Annotated in this window: 15 protein-coding genes; 6 read left to right on the top strand and 9 right to left on the bottom strand. The window is 52.1% G+C overall.

The window, feature by feature from the left end:
• Window positions 1-8: 8 nt before the first annotated feature.
• From K0I63_RS14195 to K0I63_RS14220, 6 genes are all read right to left on the bottom strand, one after another.
• A complete protein-coding gene (locus K0I63_RS14195; protein WP_220081460.1) occupies window positions 9-560 on the bottom strand; it encodes a hypothetical protein in 552 nt (183 codons plus the stop codon).
• A gap of 117 nt (window positions 561-677) precedes the next feature.
• On the bottom strand, window positions 678-1103 hold the full coding sequence (locus K0I63_RS14200; RefSeq protein ID WP_220081461.1) for a hypothetical protein: 426 nt from the start codon (window positions 1101-1103) through the stop codon (window positions 678-680).
• 926 nt (window positions 1104-2029) lie between these two features.
• Complete coding sequence (locus K0I63_RS14205) at window positions 2030-3001, bottom strand: PstS family phosphate ABC transporter substrate-binding protein (RefSeq protein ID WP_011866544.1); 972 nt, start codon at window positions 2999-3001, stop codon at window positions 2030-2032.
• Window positions 3002-3324: 323 nt separating this feature from the next.
• Window positions 3325-4617, bottom strand: coding sequence for a phosphate regulon sensor histidine kinase PhoR (phoR, locus tag K0I63_RS14210; RefSeq protein ID WP_011866545.1), 1293 nt, complete (start codon window positions 4615-4617; stop codon window positions 3325-3327).
• Between the two features lie 316 nt (window positions 4618-4933).
• Window positions 4934-5623 (bottom strand): phosphate regulon transcriptional regulator PhoB, encoded by a 690-nt coding sequence (gene phoB / locus K0I63_RS14215; protein WP_041406681.1) that lies wholly within the window; start codon window positions 5621-5623, stop codon window positions 4934-4936.
• A 187-nt stretch (window positions 5624-5810) separates the two neighbouring features.
• Window positions 5811-6761 (bottom strand): porin, encoded by a 951-nt coding sequence (locus K0I63_RS14220; RefSeq protein ID WP_011866547.1) that lies wholly within the window; start codon window positions 6759-6761, stop codon window positions 5811-5813.
• A gap of 301 nt (window positions 6762-7062) precedes the next feature.
• On the opposite strand from K0I63_RS14220, the gene rdgC reads away from it, so the two are divergent.
• Window positions 7063-7974: a recombination-associated protein RdgC gene (rdgC, locus tag K0I63_RS14225; protein WP_011866548.1), complete on the top strand. Its 912-nt coding sequence runs from the start codon at window positions 7063-7065 to the stop codon at window positions 7972-7974.
• 179 nt (window positions 7975-8153) lie between these two features.
• Here the strand turns inward: rdgC and K0I63_RS14230 are convergent, their stop codons facing one another.
• Window positions 8154-9950 carry a M61 family metallopeptidase gene (locus K0I63_RS14230; protein ID WP_220081462.1) on the bottom strand — a complete coding sequence of 599 codons (1797 nt, stop codon included), beginning with the start codon at window positions 9948-9950 and terminating at the stop codon, window positions 8154-8156.
• A gap of 127 nt (window positions 9951-10077) precedes the next feature.
• Here K0I63_RS14230 and K0I63_RS14235 point away from each other — a divergent pair, with 127 nt between their 5' ends.
• The 5 genes from K0I63_RS14235 (at window position 10078) to K0I63_RS14255 (ending at window position 16739) form a co-directional block, all read left to right on the top strand.
• Entirely contained in the window at window positions 10078-12234 is a 2157-nt protein-coding gene (locus K0I63_RS14235; protein WP_220081463.1) for a tetratricopeptide repeat protein, read from the top strand.
• Between the two features lie 191 nt (window positions 12235-12425).
• Complete coding sequence (locus K0I63_RS14240) at window positions 12426-13982, top strand: GGDEF domain-containing protein (RefSeq protein ID WP_011866551.1); 1557 nt, start codon at window positions 12426-12428, stop codon at window positions 13980-13982.
• 76 nt (window positions 13983-14058) lie between these two features.
• A complete protein-coding gene (ppnN, locus tag K0I63_RS14245; RefSeq protein WP_220043027.1) occupies window positions 14059-15411 on the top strand; it encodes a nucleotide 5'-monophosphate nucleosidase PpnN in 1353 nt (450 codons plus the stop codon).
• A gap of 18 nt (window positions 15412-15429) precedes the next feature.
• Window positions 15430-16200 carry a flap endonuclease Xni gene (gene xni, locus K0I63_RS14250; RefSeq protein WP_220043028.1) on the top strand — a complete coding sequence of 257 codons (771 nt, stop codon included), beginning with the start codon at window positions 15430-15432 and terminating at the stop codon, window positions 16198-16200.
• Between the two features lie 152 nt (window positions 16201-16352).
• Window positions 16353-16739, top strand: coding sequence for a DUF3192 domain-containing protein (locus K0I63_RS14255; protein ID WP_220071985.1), 387 nt, complete (start codon window positions 16353-16355; stop codon window positions 16737-16739).
• 23 nt (window positions 16740-16762) lie between these two features.
• Here K0I63_RS14255 and K0I63_RS14260 read toward each other — a convergent pair whose 3' ends face one another.
• Together K0I63_RS14260 and K0I63_RS14265 are read right to left on the bottom strand one after the other, a co-directional pair.
• Window positions 16763-17233 (bottom strand): methyltransferase family protein, encoded by a 471-nt coding sequence (locus tag K0I63_RS14260; protein ID WP_258406881.1) that lies wholly within the window; start codon window positions 17231-17233, stop codon window positions 16763-16765.
• 141 nt (window positions 17234-17374) lie between these two features.
• Window positions 17375-20188 (bottom strand): alpha/beta hydrolase family protein, encoded by a 2814-nt coding sequence (locus tag K0I63_RS14265; RefSeq protein WP_220081465.1) that lies wholly within the window; start codon window positions 20186-20188, stop codon window positions 17375-17377.
• Between the last annotated feature and the right edge of the window lie 88 nt (window positions 20189-20276).

Below are 20276 nucleotides of genomic sequence, written 5' to 3' on the forward strand. Positions count from 1 at the left end.
TGTTATATCTACAATGCACCATTGTAAGATATCGGATCTTTATCAATACCAACATCTATGCGTACTTCATTGATAAAACTGATTGCTAATTCTCTAACTTTGTCCCATTCATAAGCCGCACTGCCATTGGATATTTTTATCAAATGGTCGATGAGACGGTCATGCGCATCCATTGCCTGTTGAGGCGCTAGCATTGCCAAGTATCCGTACGCCTGCATGCGCTGCTCATTGAAGAGAGCGAATGCTTTAGCTGCATCTGGTTGCTGAAGGCGGCCTGATTGAAAGGAGTCAAAGGTCGCCAGCAACTTCGACACTATATCTATCACCGCACGGTATATAACTATCTTGTCGTTGTGATTTCGAAGATAGGTGTCTTTATAGACGTCAAGCTCCCTTTTTGTAGCCTCAAGCTCCTTGTTCAAAGAGTTTCTCTCGCGGTCTAAAATTCGAGATGCCCAAACTTTTCCTAGCCAGCTGGATAGAGCAAATATGATTGAACCGGCAACACCAACAGATGCGATTGCTGCGGTAATAAACTTAAAGACATCATCCCAGCTCAATGCACTTAACCTCCATGTAGATATAACGCCGCATTAAGGTGTGAGCAGCGCTTGCCTATACTTTGAGCGAAGCGAAAACGGCAAGCGTTGCGAATCACTCTTAAATGCTTTGTTAAATTACATTTCTTCAATACCAGTCATGATTAAAGCCATTCTACTTATTAATTCTCGTTCTGTCGGCAAAGTAACATCTACAAGTGTTAATCCCTGTTCTTTAAACTTTTCGATTCTCTGCTCAGTGGACATGGCTTCACTACAAATCCCTTTTGGGAACTTTGATCGTGAAAGGTAAAGCTCTGCATAATTACCATTTTTTTCGTAAAATGTAGTTTTCGTATGTTTAAATAAGTGTTTTATATCTTCTTTGATCCAATCAACTCTCACATTTTTCATTCGAGTCAATTCAAGAAAAGTTAATAGTTCATCTCTTTGGATAACGACACAATCAGCGCCCATTTTCCATGCCAACATTGATAAGTAACTACCTAAAATTCGGTGTAACCTTGCTTGTGCCTCACGATAAACGTCATCACCTGCCGCCATTTTAATCTCCTGTAATTTAACATTTTATTAGTGCGCATGCGCGTTTATCTCGTTGGACCAGTGAAAACGCGCACAGTTAACTATCTGTATGTAATGAACTTATCAACATTTTGCCGCTTTTCATATAAGTAATCCATCTGGAAAAACGCGCATGCGCGTTTTCCAAACCTATTATCTACTTAACAAGGATTGCAATTAGTTGATTTTGAAGGGAGTTATATTATCAATAACGGCAATACGCGCACGAATTTAGGCTTAAAGTCACCCAAAAGTCACATAATTTAAATATGACTGTGTATCTGTCCAGTTTCTACTTCTTGTGGTGAATCGCACAAACAGGACTTAGATAAGAAATTGTTGAGTAGTAAGTTTGCGATTTACTGGCTGACCAATAACTCACTTCGGGGCAAAACCAAATCAGCTTTTTCATTCCCTTTTCGCCCCAAACACGGCCAAATCGAAGAAACGTTATATACCAAGTGTAGATACGCCGGTGACCTTCGGTTTCAGGGATGAAACCGTAGAGCGGCCAGGGATGGCGCACAGCGTGTCACAGGCGTATCTGCACAACCCTCGCCGGGCAGGCGTTAGATTGCCGTGAAGGCATTACCTTCAAGTCCATAGCAAATACCCAAGCAGCCAAACGCTACAACCCGAAAGCATCCCACACTCCCCCGCCGGGCAGGCGTTATATTGCCATGAAGGTGTGACCTTCAAGTCCATAGCAAATACCCAAGCAGCCAAACGCTACGACCTGAAAGCATTCCCACATTCCCCCGCCGGGCAGGCGTTAGATAACCATGAAGGTAGGCTCTTCAAACACACTCAACAAATAAGAATGCAACCAAGACTCAAACAAAAATCCCGTCTTATTTGGAAGACAAAAAAGGCCTCACTAGGAGGCCTTTTCAGTTCAAGCTGTCGTCTTACAGACGGATACCCGCTTTTTCTAGGTCTTTAGCAGTCACACTACGTGGTAGTGGTACATAACCGTCTTTCATTACGATTTGCTGACCCTGCTTTGACAGTACGAAGCGTAGGAATTCACGCTCGAGTGGTGCCAATTCTTTGTTAGGGTGCTTGTTCACGTAAACGTATAGGTAACGTGATAGTGGGTAGCTACCGTCAGCAGCGTTAGCAGCTGAAGCTTCGATGTAGTTGGTACCTTTCTTAGCGATAGCAACCGCTTTCACGCCTGCTGTCTTGTAACCGATACCTGAGTAACCGATAGCGTTAAGTGATTGAGATACAGACTGAACCACTGATGCAGAACCAGGTTGCTCGTTTACGTTAGCCTTGAAGTCGCCCTTACAAAGTGCTTTCTTCTTGAAGTAACCGTAAGTACCAGATACTGAGTTACGACCATATAGCTGAACGTCTTTAGCAGCCCAAGAACCGTCTAGACCTACATCGCCCCAACGTTGAACATCGCTACCGCCACACTTGTGTGTTGCAGAGAAGATGCCGTCGATCTGCTCGATGCTTAGACCCTTGATTGGGTTATCTTTGTGTACGAATACTGCAAGAGCATCGATTGCTACACGGATAGCAGTTGGCTGGTAACCGTAGTGCTTTTCGAATGCTTCGATTTCGTTAGGCTTCATCTTACGGCTCATTGGACCGAACTGTGAAGTACCTTCAGTCAGTGCTGGTGGCGCAGTAGATGAACCCGCTGCTTGAATCTGAATGTTAACGTTAGGGTACATTTCTTTGTACTCTTCCGCCCATAGGGTCATCATGTTGGCTAAAGTGTCTGAACCTACAGAAGATAGGTTACCTGATACACCACTTGTTTTTTCATAAGTTGGCAGTGATGGATCAAGAGCGGCCATAGAGGCTGCTGAGAATACACTAGCGGCTGTTAAACTCACCGCACCGACAAGCTGTTTAAGTTTCATTCTATGCTCCAGTGTTAAGCGGACTTGCTTACTCGTTTCATTTAAGTTGCAGCCAGTATCAATCGCAACAGTGACAAGTCTATGACTGTGATGTGACACTTAGATGACAATGACAAATTAAATTGCCGCAAATGCGCTTTTTAGCGTCGCCATATTAAGTTTGACATCAAATCGTCAAGTTTGCGTCATGGGTGGCGGCGATTTCCATAGCCTAGCCGCCATTAAATAAGGCCCATAAAAAACGCCGTCATTAGCGACGGCGTTTAATCTATGCAATCCGACTAGTACCAAACTTCAGCCGTCTAATACCTCACATCAAACCGCTAAAGGTCGAGCAGATGATTAGGGATGATGAAGCTAAAGCGGCTACCCACCCCGAGCTTACTCTCTATGGTGAGATCGCTCTGGTGATGATGCAAAGCGTGTTTGGTGATGGCCAGACCCAATCCCGAACCGCCACTCTGGCGCGAGCGGGCGCTATCGACCCGGTAGAAGCGCTCGGTCAGACGGGTAAGATGCTGCGGAGCTATGCCCTCGCCGGTATCTGTCACGCTAAACTCGGCCCCCATAGGCACACGTTTCCAGCGAATGCTGATCTTACCGCCGGGCTCGGTATAACGAATGGCGTTCGACACCAGGTTAGAGCAGGCACTGCGAAGCTGCACCTCGCTACCATAGAGATTCAACCCGGGATCCGCCTCGATAGACAGTTCATACTGCCCCAAGGCCAGCGCCTGCGCCTCCTCTTTGAGAGTCTCCATGAGCACTGTCATGTTCACCTTGGTCTCAAGGTTTACCGCGCTGCCATCTTCGATGCGCGACAGCACCAGCAGCTGCTCGACCATGGAGCGCATGCGATTGGTCTGCTGCTGCATCTGCGACATCGCCTTGGCGTTAGGCGAGTCTGGCTCGGCCATCCCCTGCATCATCTCCAGGTAACCCTGCAATACCGTCAGCGGCGTCTTGAGCTCGTGAGAGACGTTGGCCACAAACTCCTTACGCATCCCCTCGAGCTGGCGAATACGTGTGATGTCGCGGGCAATCAATAGCCGCTGCCCCGAACCATAGCCCATGATACGTATCTCCAGGATCCGGCTATCACTCTGGGTGTCGATAAGTTCGAACGGCTCGTCGAAATCGGCCTGCTTGAGGTATTTGGAGAAGTCGGGATGACGGATAAGGTTGTCGATACGCTGACCGTTATCCTGGGGCCACACCAGGCCTAACATCAGCTGAGCCAGCTTGTTACACCAGGCGATGTTGTTCTCTGAATCGAGCACCACGGCCGCATCGGGTAGCGCCTCGGCCCCTTGTCTGAAGCGGGCGAGAAGATAGGCAAGCTGGCTGACACGTTTACGGTTTTTACCTTGCAAACGGTAGATACCGTTGAACACCCCTTCCCAACTGCCACTGCCGTTGGGGGGCGTTAGTCGCTTATCGCGCCACAGCCAATAGTTGAGTCTTGAGATCTGTTTATAGTGCCAAATGAGCAGGGCGATACTGCCCAGCAACATGATCCACAGCACCTGATTTATGAGTAATCCAACGGCAAGACAGAGCAGTAGATATATCACTAATCGAGTGAGTAGTTGATACCCTGAATATGAATCAAACATAGATAAGCCATAGTGAGCGAATGGGCACAAGATAGCTTAAATTGCCGCTTGTGCCTATCAATTTGCTTGGATCTATCGACCCTTGCTGTTTGTTTCTGCGGCGATCTTTTGTGTTTTTCCCCAGCAGTCCATGTCTGAAGCAATGATGTACACAGGCATGGGATGGCTGATAAATAAGACACAAGAGGCGCGGCCCCTAGGGTTCATCTAAACAGCGTCTGTGCTTTCTTGCCGGCTAGCAGTCTATGGTTACAACCCCCAAGCCATGCAATCAAAACCTGTTTAGATGAATCTTAAACCACAAAGAAATTTGGCCCTAGAGACGGGTCGAGAAACGGTAGCCTGCACCACGAACGGTTTGAATCAAACGGTCGTGATTCGATGGCTCGACGGCCTTACGCAGACGACGAATATGCACATCGACGGTTCTGTCTTCGACATACACATTGGTGCCCCAGACATTGTCTAGCAGCTGCTCACGGCTGTAGACGCGCTCTGGATGGGTCATGAAGAAATGGAGCAACCTGAACTCGGTCGGGCCCATCTCCAGTACCTGATCGCCCACGGTCACGCGGTGGCTCACAGGGTCGAGTACCAATCCTTGTACGTCTATCGGCTCTTCCAGTGCCGTTGGTGCCGCGCGGCGCATTACCGCTTTGATGCGTGCCACCAGCTCTTTGGGCGAGAAAGGCTTGGTAATATAGTCATCGGCGCCCACTTCGAGCCCCTTCACCTTGTCTTCCTCTTCGCCACGGGCCGTCAGCATGATGACGGGAATGTGACGGGTAAACTCATCCTGGCGAAGTTTCTTGGCCAGCTGGATACCACTGCCGCCTGGGAACATCCAATCGAGCAACACCAAATCTGGATAAGGTTCTGACAACATATCCAATGCTGAGTCGAAATCCTCTGCTGTAGTTGTCGTAAATCCATGTTGTTCTAAAACAAAAGCTAACATCTCTCGGATGGCCAGCTCATCTTCAACTATCAAAATCCTAGCAGTCATATGCGATCTTCTATCTGTGAATTCCCACGTGTCCATTATTGGTCTTTTTTATTACAAAATTATGAAACCGCAGGGCTAGTTTGTCATAAAACAGCTTATTTTGTCATAAATCTTACATCAAAAAGGGAGGCATAAGCCTCCCTTTAGTCAGCACTCGACTGGCGAGTGAAAGTTATTTATCAATAACTTAGAACTTGTGCTCTAGACCCAGACCGAAGAATTTATCGGTAGTGTCAACACCTTCGAAATCACGGTTGGTGTAGAAGGCAAACAGTTTAGTTGGCTTACCTAGCTTGTAGTCACCACCCACTGACCAAGAATCACCTTTGTCTTCCATGTCTTGGTACTGAGCCTTCAGTACTACGGCATCGATAGTGTAAGCAGCGCTTACCAGGTAACCTGTCTTGCTGTCAGCACCAACAACGGCAGTACCGTCTTTCTTGTAAGTCTCTTCCTGCTGCTGGTACATACCACCAATCTTCAGGCCAGCGATCTTACCTTGAACAGTAGCGCGAACGACTTCATAGCCTTTAACGTCTGAGTCGTAAGCGATAGAAGCGAAGATAGGAGACTTCTTCAGCTTAGCATCACCGTACATAGCGGCAACGCTGAAACCGTCTTGGCCATACTGTGAGCTAGCGCCTTCAGCAGCATAAGTCACACCTACTTTGAAACCGCTGAAAGAAGGCGTCATGTAAGTCGCAGTCTGCTCGATACGGTTTTCACCTTTGAACAGGTGCTTCAGGTCACCAGACAGGTCGTTGAACTGGTCAACTTTACCTTGAGATTGCTTCAGCATGGTGTCGTTACGACCCACAGAGAAAGCACCGAAGTTACCCTTTAAACCAACGAACTGGTTACGAGCCAAGAAGTTTTCCTTAGCCGCATCACCTGTGTCCACTTCATACTCAACAGTGTAGAAAGCTTCAAGTGAGCTGCTCAGCTCGAAAGCACCCTTCACGCCAAAACGAGAAGCGTTGCTCTGAATAGTCGTCGTTGCATCACCATCTACATCGTTAGATTGAGCCGTTACGTTTAGTTTGCCGTAAACAGTCAATGGCTCTGCAGCGTGTGCAGAAGCGAGAGTGGCAGTTGCTAGCGCAGAAGCGAGTAGTGTTTTACAAAAAACGTTCATCATTTAATCCTTTCGACGTTTGTTCGTCTTGGTTATTGGTTTGGACGGCCGAAAGTGTGCAACTTTTATGTTGCAGTTTTATTTCATCGATTTAGCAACTGGATAAATTTGATAATATGAACTACGCCCCCTGGCCACAAACCCAGGCGATATGGGCGGTTCGAGGCGATAAAAAGAAATATTACAGTTTGATGAATTATGTCACTTGAGCAATATTTGTGACATTTTGAGGAAGATTGTTAGCGGTTTACCCGCGCGGCGCAATGGCTTACACTGCGGCTTTATTTTTGATTGAGCGCCTATCATGTGGTTTAAGAATCTTACCGTATATCGTTTTAATAAACCTTTCTCTGTCGATACCGAAGCGCTAGAGAAGTCACTGGAAGACTTTACCTTTTCTCCCTGCTCAAGCCAGGACATCAGCAAGTTCGGCTTCTCCAAAGCACTGGGTAAACTCGGCCACACCTTAGTACACAGCGCCGAGAACAGACACCTTATCTGTGCCACCAAAGAGGAGAAGATCCTGCCTTCTCAGGTGGTAAAAGAAGCCCTCGAAGAAAAAGTGGCGCAGATCGAAGCCGAAGAAAACCGCAAGCTCGCCAAGAAAGAGAAAGACGCGCTCAAAGAGGAGATCACCACCACGCTATTGCCACGCGCCTTCTCTCGCCGCAGCCAGATCCACGCGTTGATATTGCCTGAGATTGAGATGATCCTGGTAGACTCATCAAGCGCCACCAAGGCAGAAGAGTTACTGGCCCTACTGCGTAAGGCGCTAGGCTCGCTGCCAGTGATCCCTATGAGTTTCAAGACGCCAATCGAAGCCCAGCTGACCGAGTGGCTCAAGAGCAACAGCGCGCCTGCACCATTTGAGATGCAGGATGAGGCCGAGCTTAAGTCAGATTCAGATGAAGGCGGCATAGTACGCTTTAAACAGCAAGACCTGACCGAAAATGAGGTGCTGGCGCATCTTGAGGTGGGTAAGCAGGTGCATAAGCTGGCGCTGCATTTCGGCCAGTCTATCGCCTTCGTGCTGCAGTCAGATGCCGGCATCAAACGCCTGAAGTTCTCGGAAGAGTTTAGGGCGCACAACGACGAGGTGAGCACAGAAGATCCACTGGCGCGTCTGGACGCCGACTTCGCCCTGATGGGCAGCGAGCTGATCGCCCTGATGAACTCGCTAGTCGAAGTATTGGGCGGCCTGGAAGATAGTCTATAAGCTAGCCAGGAAGATGGCTTGTAAGCCAGCCTGTAAGCTTAGATTCTTGACGGCTTGAGAGACTAACTTTCGAGTTGCCAAGGAATAAAAAACCACCCAAGCGGGTGGTTTTTTTACTGGTATGTTCTTGCGTTCAGACGATGCAACTGGCCCGACACCACAAATGCGATAGGCGTGAATTAGCCTTTCAGCTTACCTTCGCCATCGAAGGGCCAATCAATTCCCAGCCAGGCCTCGAAGAAGGCTTTCTGTTTCCGGCTCGGCTTATCGACACTAACGAGCTTAAGCTTCTCACTGGGCTGCTCAGCCAGCGTCAGCGCCACCTCTTTTAGGGTATCGTTACTAAAGAGCGTCACCTTGATGCTATCGCCCGGGGTAAAGTCTTTGATGCGCGCCGCAAAGCCCTTGGCGGTGACCTTAAGGCCATTTATCGCCACCAGCTCATCGCCCGCTACTATGCCTGCCCGCCAAGCCGGTCCCTCACGTTTCACATGACTTAGCTTCAGGCTGCCCTCGCGGGTCAGCATGCCGGCATAGGCGATCGCCTTATTATCACTGCCATAATCTTTCTTCAGTCCCGCCTTGGCCAGCAAGGCCTCATAGTCCAGCACCAGCGGGCTGTTGACATGACTCTGCCACCAGTCGCCATAATCTTTGCCCGACAGCTCACGCAAGATCTGCTGCACATCGCTAACTTGGTATCCCACCGGAAGCTTATAATCTTGATATAGTTTGGCATGCAGATCCCGATAGGAGGCCTTGAGGCGGGTGTCACTCAGCAGGCTAAAATCCAATGCCAGCGAGGTCAGGTAGCCTTCGGCATAGATGTTACTGCTGTGGTTCTGGGCATAATCGCCACCACCGGCCACCCACTGACCGGCGCTGGCCTCGGCGACAGACTGCACCTCCCGCCCCGGTGTCTGCTCGTTGCGCGTGATACGCCGCGCCAGATCTTCCAGAAACTCCTTAGGAGTGATCACACCGGCGCGCAACAAAAGCTGACTCTGAAAATAGCTGGTCGAGCCTTCGGCGATCCACAAGAGCTCGGTGATCCCCTCCTGCTGATAATCGTAGGGTACCAGGCCCTGAGGGCGATAGGCCTTCACGTTCCAGGTATGAATAAATTCATGGGAAGCCGTCTTGATAAAGCCGAGGTAATCTTTGCGCTCGCGAAAGCTAAAGCGTGGGCGCTGGATAACGGTAGAGTTCAGGTGCTCGGTCGCGCCACTGGCGCCGCTGGTGGCGTGCACCATATAGACATAGCGCTTAAAAGGATAACCATCCCAAATCGCCTTAGCCTGGCCGCTAAGCTTGGTAAGGTCTTCCACCATCTTATCGAGATCATAGTTACCCTCCCCCCAGACCACCAGCTCGTAGTCACGGCCGTCTGCCGAGAAAGCTCTGTGCTGGCTGATCCCCGTCTCTATGGGCGAGTCCACCAGCACATCATAATTGTCCGCTATAAATAGATGGGCATCCTTTGATTCCATGCCCGAGTAGCTGCGCCAGGCCTCAGGCACTTTTAGCGAGACATTTACCTTTTGATCGCGAAATTCTGGGCTATAGACAAATACGCCGCTGGCATCCAAATAGGCATGGGAAGCGTCGATATGGCTCACTCTCTGCCCCAGGCTGTTGGCATACAGCTGATAGGTAACCTTGACCTGAGTCGGCTGGCTCAGTTTCACCTGCCATTCGCCGCTGGCGCTGCGCTGCCACGCTAGCGCCTTGCCCGACTCATCTTCGGCCCTAAAGTGGCGGATCGCATCCCCCAGGGGCAACACCTGATACTTACCGGTGCGCCACACGGGCAGATTCACACTAAGCTGCTTGGCCTCGCTGCGGGGAAAGTCGACCTCCACCTTGGCCAGGTGATGCTGAGGCTGGGTGAGATCGATCCGGTAATTAACATCTGCGTGAGCTTGAGACAGGAAAAAAGGACTAAAAATCAAAATCAAGGGTACAGCTAGTTTCACTCTGGCTTCCTTCTGTTATCATAGTTGTAATGTGAAGTTCGTCAGTATAACCCGATTTATCCCTCTCACTGCGGACAGAATTCTAAAAACATAATATGCCCGCCTGCGGCTCGGTGATGCTACGAAAATGCGCGTATTTCTCTACAGTCTGCTGCTGTTCTTTTGCTGTGCGACCTCGGTCAATGCAGCCTTCAGCCAATTGATCAGCAAAGAGGTTAAGTTTAAAGAGTCGGCCCCCGAGTTTTACCAAGACGCCATCGCCAGCCTCTCCTTTCCCATCGAATTTGCCAGCGAAGTGGAATTCAACCACCTCGCCGATACCCAGGGCTTCAGTAGCCAGGAGCTAGAGCAGCAGCTACAGTGGCTGGCCCGTGTCTACCTAGAGCCGGGTATAGGGGTCGATGACGCCATGGAGAAGGCGCAGCAGGTGATGACCCAACTTGAGATCATCGCCGATACCCCCTACGACAGGGCTTACTTGCTGATGCTCCAGGGGCGCAAGACAGGCCGGGATAAGCAAGATTACCAGCTGGCGATCACTTACTATCAACAGGCGCTGGCTCAGCTCAAGGCCAGCGAAGATCTGCCGACTCAGCTGCTGCTACACAACATTCATTATCAGCTTGGCGACCTCTATCGCATCACGCTACAGAAGAACGCCGCCCTCACCCACCTCAACCAATATCGCGAGCTGGCCTATCAGCTCCGAGACGACTATCTGATCGCCAAGGCCGAGTCGACGCTGGGGCGCTACTACAGCGGCGATGAGCAGTTTGCCAAGGCGCTGCAACATTATACTGAGGCGATCCGCCTGGCCGAGGGGCTGGACAAGCCTTTCCTCAACGCCATCTTGTCGCTGCGCCTCGCCCGCGTCTATCGGGATCTCAAGTCTTGGGATGAGGCCCTGACCTACGCCCACAAGGCCGCCGACGGTTTTACCAAGGTGGGTAAAGACAACTATCTGTCTAGCGCCATGACGGTGATCGCCATGGTGTATGGTGAACAGGAGCGCTGGAATCAGGCGATCGATTACTACCTCAATGCCCAGCAGATAGATGTCAGACGCGGTAACCTGACCGCCCAGGCTCTTAACCTGCACAACCTGGGCGAAGCCTATTTCAACAACAAGGAACCCAAGCGCGCCCTGACAAACCTTATCAAGGCCAACGGCTTATTCCTGCAGAAGAAGAGCAAGCACTACCTGATCTATAACGATCTGCTGATCGCCCAGGTGGCCAGCCAACTCGGCGACTGGAGCATGGTCAACGCCTATGCCGCCAAGGCCTTCGTATTGGCCCGGGAGAAGAAATTGCCGGAGCAGATGTTTGAGGCGCTGCAATATAAGACCCGCGCCTTGAAGGAACTGGGCGATATCGACAAGGCCCTAGCGGCGCTGGAGCAGCTAATCGCCCTGAGTCAGGATCTCGAGCATGAGAGCCAGAAGCCCTCAGACTATAGCCCGAGTGTGTTGGCCGAACAGCAGCTCAAGCTGCAGCTCAGTCAGCTACAGGCATCAAACAAGACACAAGAGAAGCAGGCGCATCAGTTCAGGCTGGCCGCCAGCATCATCTTTATCGTGAGTCTGCTGCTGGCCCTGGCCGGCATCAACCAATGGCGCGGTAAGAGTAACTTGAAAAGGCAACTGGCAAGCCTTCAACAGAAGGTAAATCAGGAACCCATCACCCAGCTGCCGGGCTATCACGGTTTCATCGCCCGCATGGGGCAGAAAAATGAGATTGCCCAGCTGGCGCTGCTCTCTCTTGATGACGGCCACACGCTGGATCTCAACCTAGGCAACGACACCTATCTCGAGGCCACCGCGCGCCTGATGGACACCCTGAGCCGGGGCCTGGCCGGAGAGGCCTATCTTATTCGTCCGGGCCTCATCCTGCTGACCCTTAACGAGGTAAACGCCCATCAAGCACTGCTGGAGCGGATACGCTGCTTGCTCGATGACCAGCCACAGAGTCAGGGCACTCATTTCAAGCTGGGCTGCATCAAGGTGCCGCTACTTGGTAATCCGGACATCAAGGTGACGCCGGATACTTACTTCAATGTGCTGCAGATGTTGGTGGCAGGCGCCATGAGTCTGGGGACGCAAAAAGATTGTTATGTCAGTATTACACCACTGAATTTTGCGCCGGCAGCAATTTTGTCTAACCCGCTATACTTACACTTGGAAAAAGGGATCAGCCGAGGATTGGTAAAGGTCGAATGTAATGAGAATAAGGCACTCATCCAATGGCCCAAATGGCAGGGAGCAAACGATGCAGACCCCACATAATTTCACAAAAGTATCCTGCTTGGGTCACATACCCTCGACGGTGCATTTGCATAACCTACGAGATCGGATACCATTGGCCTCAAATAGGTCTCCATTAGACAATGGTAAAATTGTTCGGCAACTTCTAACTGCTTTACAATATAGAAGTTTCTTCCATAAACTGACGCTGAAGCTTATTGATAAGGTCTAGAATGAAAGACGCTATGACAAGCCTCTCCCAGGTATCGCTCCTTCAGCAGAAACTCCATTCTGCCAAAATCGCCTTGGCCGAACTCAACGATCAGAAGGCCCAGAGCCAGAGCTCACTGCTGCAATTTATCGGTCATCTCAGCCTCGCCTGCAAGGGTCAGAGCATAGAGCTGGACAACAAGTTGGCCAAGCTGCGCCACAACCTGATCAACGTCGAACATATCGACGAAGTCTTGCCGGATCTGCTCGAGGTCGAGCAGCTACTCAAGCAGCAGTACCACCATGTGATGGGGCAGCTCGAAGATGGCCGCGCCAGCCTCGCCAAGGTGATCCGTCAGCTACAGCGTGTGGACTCGGTACCGGACAAACTCAAGAAAGAGATCGCCTACTATAAACAAGATCTCGGCAAGCCGTTTCATACTTATTGGGATTACTTTCCTAAGGTAGAGCGCCTGGTGGGCTTCTTCGAAGCCATCATGCATGAGCAGCTCAGCCAGGGCGACAAGCTAGAGGTTCTGCCGAAACACAGGCAGCTGGCTCACGAGCTGGCGCAGATGATCTCTGAGATCGAGTTTCGTAAGGATCAGCGCGATCAGGTACTGGTGATCAAGGATTACCTGGCCGCCGAAATAGATGTCGACGGTCTTATCGACGCCTATCAGACCATACTCTCCCTGCTGCTGGAAAATATTGCACTGGAGAAGAGCGCCTCTCAGGAGTTCCTCTACGCCCTTAACGATGCCCTCTCTGCGGTGCGTGAAGTGGTGAATGACTCCTACAACAGCAACCAGCGCAGCTATCAGCTGAAGAAGCAGCTCAACCGTGAGATCAACTCGCGGGTCGACAATGTAGGCGATGCCATCATAGACATCGACGACATAGACCACCTCAAGCTGCAGGTCACTGAACAGTTAGCCTCTATCCGCACCGCCCTTGGGCGCAAGGAGGCGCTGGAGCAGCGCGAACAGGCGATGCTGCGCAAGTCGATGGAGACGATGCGCGACGAGCTCAACGAGCTGAGCAAAGAGGCCAACGCCTACAAAGAGCGTCTGTTCGAGCAGCAGAAACTCAACCTGCTCGACACCCTGACCCAGCTGCCTAACCGCGCGGCGCTGGAAGAGCGTATGGAGCAGGAGTTCCGCAACTATCAACGCCATCGTCATCCGCTTTGGGTGGCGGTTGCCGACATAGATCACTTCAAATCCATCAACGATAACTTCGGCCACAGCACTGGGGATAAGACGCTACAGGTGATCGCCATGGCGCTGAAAAACTCCCTGCGTGAATCTGAGTTTGTGGCCCGATACGGCGGTGAAGAATTTGTCCTCCTCATTCCGGATGTGTCGGCCAACGACATAGAGCAGCTGTTGAATCGCGTGAGGGAGAAAGTAAAAAATATTCCCTTTAAGTTTAAAAATCAGAGAATTACAGTTACAGTATCAATAGGTGCTGCACAAATTCTTGAAAACGAGCAGATAAGCGAAACCTTCGAACGCGCCGACGCAGCACTCTACAAGGCCAAACATGAAAGCAGAGACAGAGTGATTATTGACGCCTAATCCTGGGGGCCTTCCCCAGGAGTTTCCACCCTTTTCCCCGGTGTCATGGCTTTGAATCTACTGCTAAGGAGTCGCCATGATCGTCAATATCAGTCCCAGAGGCAGTATGGATCAACTTTCCCAGCTGGAAGTTGATCGCCTCAAGCAAAACGCTAGCAGTGAACTCTACCAACTCTTTCGCAGCTGCTCCCTGGCGGTGCTCGCCTCAGGATTAAAGAGCGACAACGCCTGCACCCTGTTTGAACAGTACAGTAACTTCAATATCAACGTGCTCAGGCGCGAGCGCGGCATCAAGATAGAGCTGGTCAATCCCCCCGAGGCCGCCTTCGTCGATGGCAACATCATCGCCGGGATCCAGGAACATCTGTTTGCCGTCCTCAGGGATATCGTCTACCTCAGCGATCGCTACGACAACCTGAAACATATCAACCTGACCAACTCCAGCCATATCACCAACGTGGTGTTCGACATACTGAGAAATGCCCAGGTGATCCCCCGTCAGGATCCAAACCTAGTGGTCTGCTGGGGTGGCCACAGCATAGATGAAAACGAATACCAATACACCCGAGAGGTAGGTTACGAGCTGGGCCTGCGTAGCATGGATATCTGTACCGGCTGCGGCCCGGGCGCCATGGAGGGTCCCATGAAGGGCGCCGCCATCGGCCATGCCAAGCAGCGGGTACGCACCGCCCGCTATGTCGGTCTGACCGAGCCCAGTATCATCGCCGCCGAGCCCCCCAATCAGATAGTCAACGAGCTGGTGATCTTGCCCGATATCGAGAAGCGCCTAGAGGCCTTCGTCCGCTTGGGACACGGTATAGTGATCTTCCCCGGTGGTGCCGGCACCGCCGAGGAGCTGCTCTACCTGCTGGGGATCTTGCTCAACAAGGAAAATGCCAACATCCCCTTCCCCTTGGTGCTCACAGGACCCAGGGAGAGCGCCGATTACTTTACCAAGATAGATGAGTTTGTCGCCGCCACCCTAGGCGAAGAGGCCCAGAGCAAGTATGAGATCGTCATCGATGACCCTGTGCGGGTCGCGCGGATCATGAGCCACGGCATGACGGTCATCAAGCAGCACCGAAGAGACACGGGCGACTCCTATCAGTACAACTGGTCGCTGAAGATAGAGCCCGAGTTTCAGCTGCCCTTCGTGCCGGATCATGAGATCATGAACAACCTCAACCTCTACTTCCAGCCCAACAAGGCGGATCTTGCGGCCAACCTGCGACGCGCCTTTTCTGGTATAGTGGCGGGCAACGTCAAGATGGACACCATGCGAGAGATAGAGCGCTCCGGCCCCTTCGAGCTCAGGGGCGACAAGCAGCTGATGAAATTGATGGACACCCTGCTGCAGGCCTTCGTCGATCAGCAGCGCATGAAGCTGCCTGGCAGTGCCTATGTCCCCTGCTATCGGATCGCCACTTAACCCTATGTTAGAGACAAGATGAACCGATTTTTAATCATAGATGGACTCAACCTGGTGCGGCGCATCCACGCCGCCCAGCCAAACGAAAATGATGTTAACGGCCTGCCAGAACGGGTCACCTCCGCCTGCCGTAAGCTGCTGAGCAAACACAACCCCAGCCATGTCACCCTGGTGTGGGATGGCGATGCCATCTCCTGGCGTAAGAAGCTCTATGACGACTATAAAAAGGGGCGCAAGCCCATGCCCGAGGCCTTGAGTCAGGCGCTGCCCGCCCTTAAGCAGCACCTCGCCGAGCGCGGCTTTCACTCCATCGACGCCATAGCCGAGGCCGACGATGTTATCGCCACTCTGGCCAGCAAGATGGTACAGGCCAAGGGAGAGGCGATCATCGTCTCCACCGACAAGGGCTTTACCCAGCTGCTCTCCCCCCAGATACAGCTGTGGGATCACTTCAATCAGCAGGCGATCACCATAGAAGATCGCGAGCGTCAGCTCGGCGTCGATAGGAGTCAGTTCATCGATTTTCTCGCCATGGCGGGCGACAGCGGCAACAAGATCCCCGGCATCCCGGGTATCGGCCCTAAGTCGGCCTGTGAGCTGCTAAAGACCTTCCGCACCCTGGCCAACGTCTACGCCTCCTTGGATAAGATAGGCGCCAAACAGGCCAAGAAGCTCGAAGAGGGACGGGCGCTAGCGAGATTGAGCTATAAATTGGTGCAACTGCAGACCGATATCCCCCTCAACACCCGCCTGGCGAACTTCAGGGTCGAGCAGACGGCCAAGGCGTAAACATTCGCTTACTTATTTGTTGACGTTCTCGCACCTGTAAGCAAAAACGGTACTACCATACCTTTTTCATCTGCTTTATATTGTAAGCAATATGTTGCAGTGGTTTAATCCACTGCAGATACACCCGCAGCATGGAAGGATCCCAAGGTAAGATGAAATCTAAAGTTCCAGTGATCATAGGCTCAATCTTCGCGGCCTATCTGGCCTTTGTCGCCGTCGTCGTCCTGGTTTATGAACCCACGCCAGACGATATGGACTGGGAAGACAGACAGGCCTACAACAACGCCAAGTTAACCGAACTGTCCATAGGACAACCGATAGAACAGATCAAGACACTCATGGGTAAGGCCGATTTTTCCGAGGCCAAGAGCAGCAATCAAGACACCCTACAGGTACTCTTCTATCGCACCCATCACAGCAAGTCAGATGGCGAGACCACCCGCGACGAATGTACCCCGCTACTGTTTAAGAACAACAAGCTGATCGCCTGGGGCCAGGACACCTATCAGCAATATCTCGACTCTCCCGTCGGCGGCTAACCGCCAAGATAGAACAGGCGCTGTTACAACCAGCGCCTGACACTCTTTAGATACGCCCCATATTCATTAGGAAACTTTGCCAGCAGGTAGGCCTCCTCACGGCGGATCGCCAGCCAATAGACCCCAAGACAGGCAGGCAAGGTGCTGAGCAATAACCAGGGCGAGGCTAACAAGAGCCCTAATCCAATGGGAAAGCCGCAGAAAGCCACATAGATAGGATTGCGGCTATAACGATAATAGCCAGAGGTGATGATGCTGGAGGTAGGCTTCCAGGGCTCGATGGCGGTCTGACGTCGCCTGAAGATGAGCATGATATGTAGCAAGACTAAGATTGTTACCAGCAGCAAGGCACCACCGGCTATCTGACCTATGGGGTGACTCGTCAGCCCCATGGGATAGTGCCACTCTAACGCCAATGCCAGCCCCATGGCGAAAATAAAGATCAAGGGCGGCGGCACCCTGACGCTGGCGCCCTTACTGTCGGTTTCAGTCATGCCCTGCTCCATATTGTTTCGCTCCTTTATCCTTTAATTCCTCAAACACCCAGACGCTTAATTATCTTAGGATGCAGCACGCTATTAAGACACACCATAAAAAAGCCGGGCTAGGCCCGGCTTAAGGTAGACAAGTTGGGCTTAGCCCGCCTTCTTATACTCTTGATAGGCCTCTCCCTCAGACAGCCACTTAGGCGCTGGCTTGCCCTTCAGGTAGTGATCGAAGTATTGCATCATGCGCAGGCTATAGTCGACCTTGTTAGGGTATTTTTTCAGGTGATGTGGCTCATCCTGATACTGGAGAAACACCACATCCTTACCCGCACGGCGCATCGCCAGATACAGCTCAACTCCTTGCTCCCAAGGCACTGCGTCGTCTTTGTCGCCAAACATGATCATCATAGGCGTCTTGATCCGCTCGACATAGAAGACGGGCGAGTTTTCGATATATTTCTGCGGCGCCTTAAACAGGCTCTCACCTATACGGCTTTGCCCCGTTTCATACTGGAACTGACGCGCAAGCCCGGTGCCATGACGAATACCACTGTAGGCACTGGTCATGTTAGACACAGGCGCGCCGGTGACTGCCGCCTTGAAGATGGAGGTCTGCGTCACGGCAAAGGCGGTCTGGTAGCCGCCCCAGGAGTGGCCCTGAATACCGACGCCATCTGGATCGGCGATGCCCATATCGATAAGCTTCTGCACCCCAGAGGTCAGCGCCTGAACCGAGCTCGCGCCAGGATAACCCACCTCGAAACGGATATCCGGCAGGAAGATGGCATAGCCGTTATCGGCATACCAGGCAAAGTTTGGTCTGTGGTTCAGCTTCATGTCTGGGAAGGCATGCAGTCTGTCGCTCATGAAACGGTAGAAATAGACCAGCACAGGGTAGCGCTTACCGGCCACATAGTTAGAGGGTTTGATCAGCACGCCATCGAGCGGCTTGCCATCACCATTGGTCCAGTGCACCAACTCGGCCTTACCCCAATCGAGCTGACGTTTCTGGTCGTCGAGACGGGTCTGGCGGGTCGCCTGCTCAGGGCTCTGCAGATCGCTGGCGTAAAGGTCCGGATAGAGATCATAACGCTCCTTAGAAAACAGCACCTTATCACTCTCTTCGGCGCGGGCCAGCAGCTTGAGCTTATAGTCGCCCTCCATCAGCGGCTTGACACCCGACACGCCCACCTTGGCGCTGTAGAAACCGTCGCCCTTGGTGCGCTCGTTATAGCCATGCAGCAGCAGGTTCTGATCCGCCTTAAGCAGATCCGGCTTGTCCGCCTTGTCTAGCAAGCCCGTGACGCGATACTGGATCTGCGCCTTACGTCCCTTGGCGGCCGTGAGACGAAACGCATCGCGAGAGTCGGTATTGAACTGCCAGATATCATACTTATCGTAGGCCAGAAAGGCCGAACCATCTTCGAGCCAAGGGCCCAATCCGTAGCCTGGAGCCACCGACGGATAGTCATGATCTTCATCGGCAAACGGCGTCTTGAAATCTTTGGTCAGCTTGACTCGGCTATCCTGGGCGATCTGATACAGGAAGATGTTGCCCTGCTGATAATAGGCCACGAAGCGCTCGTTAGGCGACAGCGACGGCTTCTCGGAAACAGGTTGCTGAACGAGAAACGCCTGCTTGCGCCCCGTGTTGAGATCCACCAGATAATAGTCGCGGTAGAAACCGGCCCAGGTGATCATCTTAAGGTAAGGCACATCTGTGCTGGCGAGCATGAAGCGTTGCTGCTGACCAAGCTCAATATCCGGCACCGCCTGATCGGCCAGCTGCACCACCTGCTTAGAGCCAAGGTGTAACACCGCCAGATAGGTACGTTTTAGTTCTTTCTTGTACTGCTTGACCTCGTTTGGCTTGATGCGTGGATCGTCACCATGCCAAACCCTGAGTTCGCGCTGGCCGGTGATCACCTCAGGATCATAGAGATCCTCGGCCTTGGCCACCTTAGGCAGCTCTAGCTGCTGACTCACCTCGGGCACACGGCCGAAGAACAGACGCTTACTGTCCTCGGAGAAGGTCAGCTCGCTGTAACGATTCAGGGTCCACTCCTTGGTGTTGGCCACCTGATGCAACTTGTCGCTACCCGCTTGATGCAGGGCGAGATGATATTCACGGCCCCAGGGGGCATCGCCGGCCTTGCCATAGGTGAAGGCAACATACTTACCATCTTCGCTGGCCGACACGGCGCCTATCTGCTGGTCCACATAACCGGCAATCACCTGCAACTCACCGCTGGCAAGGTCCATGCGCTGCACTCTGTGCAGATTGTTGGTAACATCGTTCTGTGCCACCACCAGCTGGCGACCCGCCTTATCGAAGTAAAAGGCGGTCACATTGGCGATTTTCTCACTGCTCCCCGCCTTGAGGTTCACCACCTCTAAGGTGCGTCCTTTGTCATACTTATCGACTTTGGGCTTCTTGGCAGCGGGGGCTGGCTTAGCCTCGTTATTCTTATCGTTGGCTTCCGGCTCATCTTTCTTATCGCTATCGGCCTCTTCACCGGCCTCATACCAGATGGCGAGATGAGTCCCGGCATCGTTAAAGGCAAACTCCTTCACCTTGTCATAGCGGGTCTCTTTGCCAGATTGAGTATCTAGCAGCGCCAGACCGGCCTTAAGTTTCTTGCGTGCCTTGGGGCTGGCTTTTTCCTGCTCGAGCAAGGCTGGCGCGATAGCAAAGGCGGCGAAACGGCCATCATGGCTGATCAGCGGCTTGCTGCCGCCCGCCACGGTAAAACTCTGCTCGCTGTCTAAGCGCTTCACCATGCCGTGACTGTCTCCCCTGTCGGGACTGACCTCGACGGCAAAGGCACTGCCATTGGCGGCGAGCACTGGCTTATTGAGAGATTCGAATTTCATGATGACATCGGGTGTCACATCGGCGCTGAAGGCGGCGCAAGAAAAGAGACTGGCACACAAGAGGGATAGGGTCGGTAATGGCTTCAAGGTCTTCCTCGTTTTTAACTTATTATTAACGGATGCAGCTTGTCATTAACGGATGTAGCCTGGGTTATTAGACTAAAGTAGACTTTTT

The organism is Shewanella rhizosphaerae (genome assembly GCF_019457655.1).
Lineage (GTDB): Bacteria > Pseudomonadota > Gammaproteobacteria > Enterobacterales > Shewanellaceae > Shewanella > Shewanella loihica.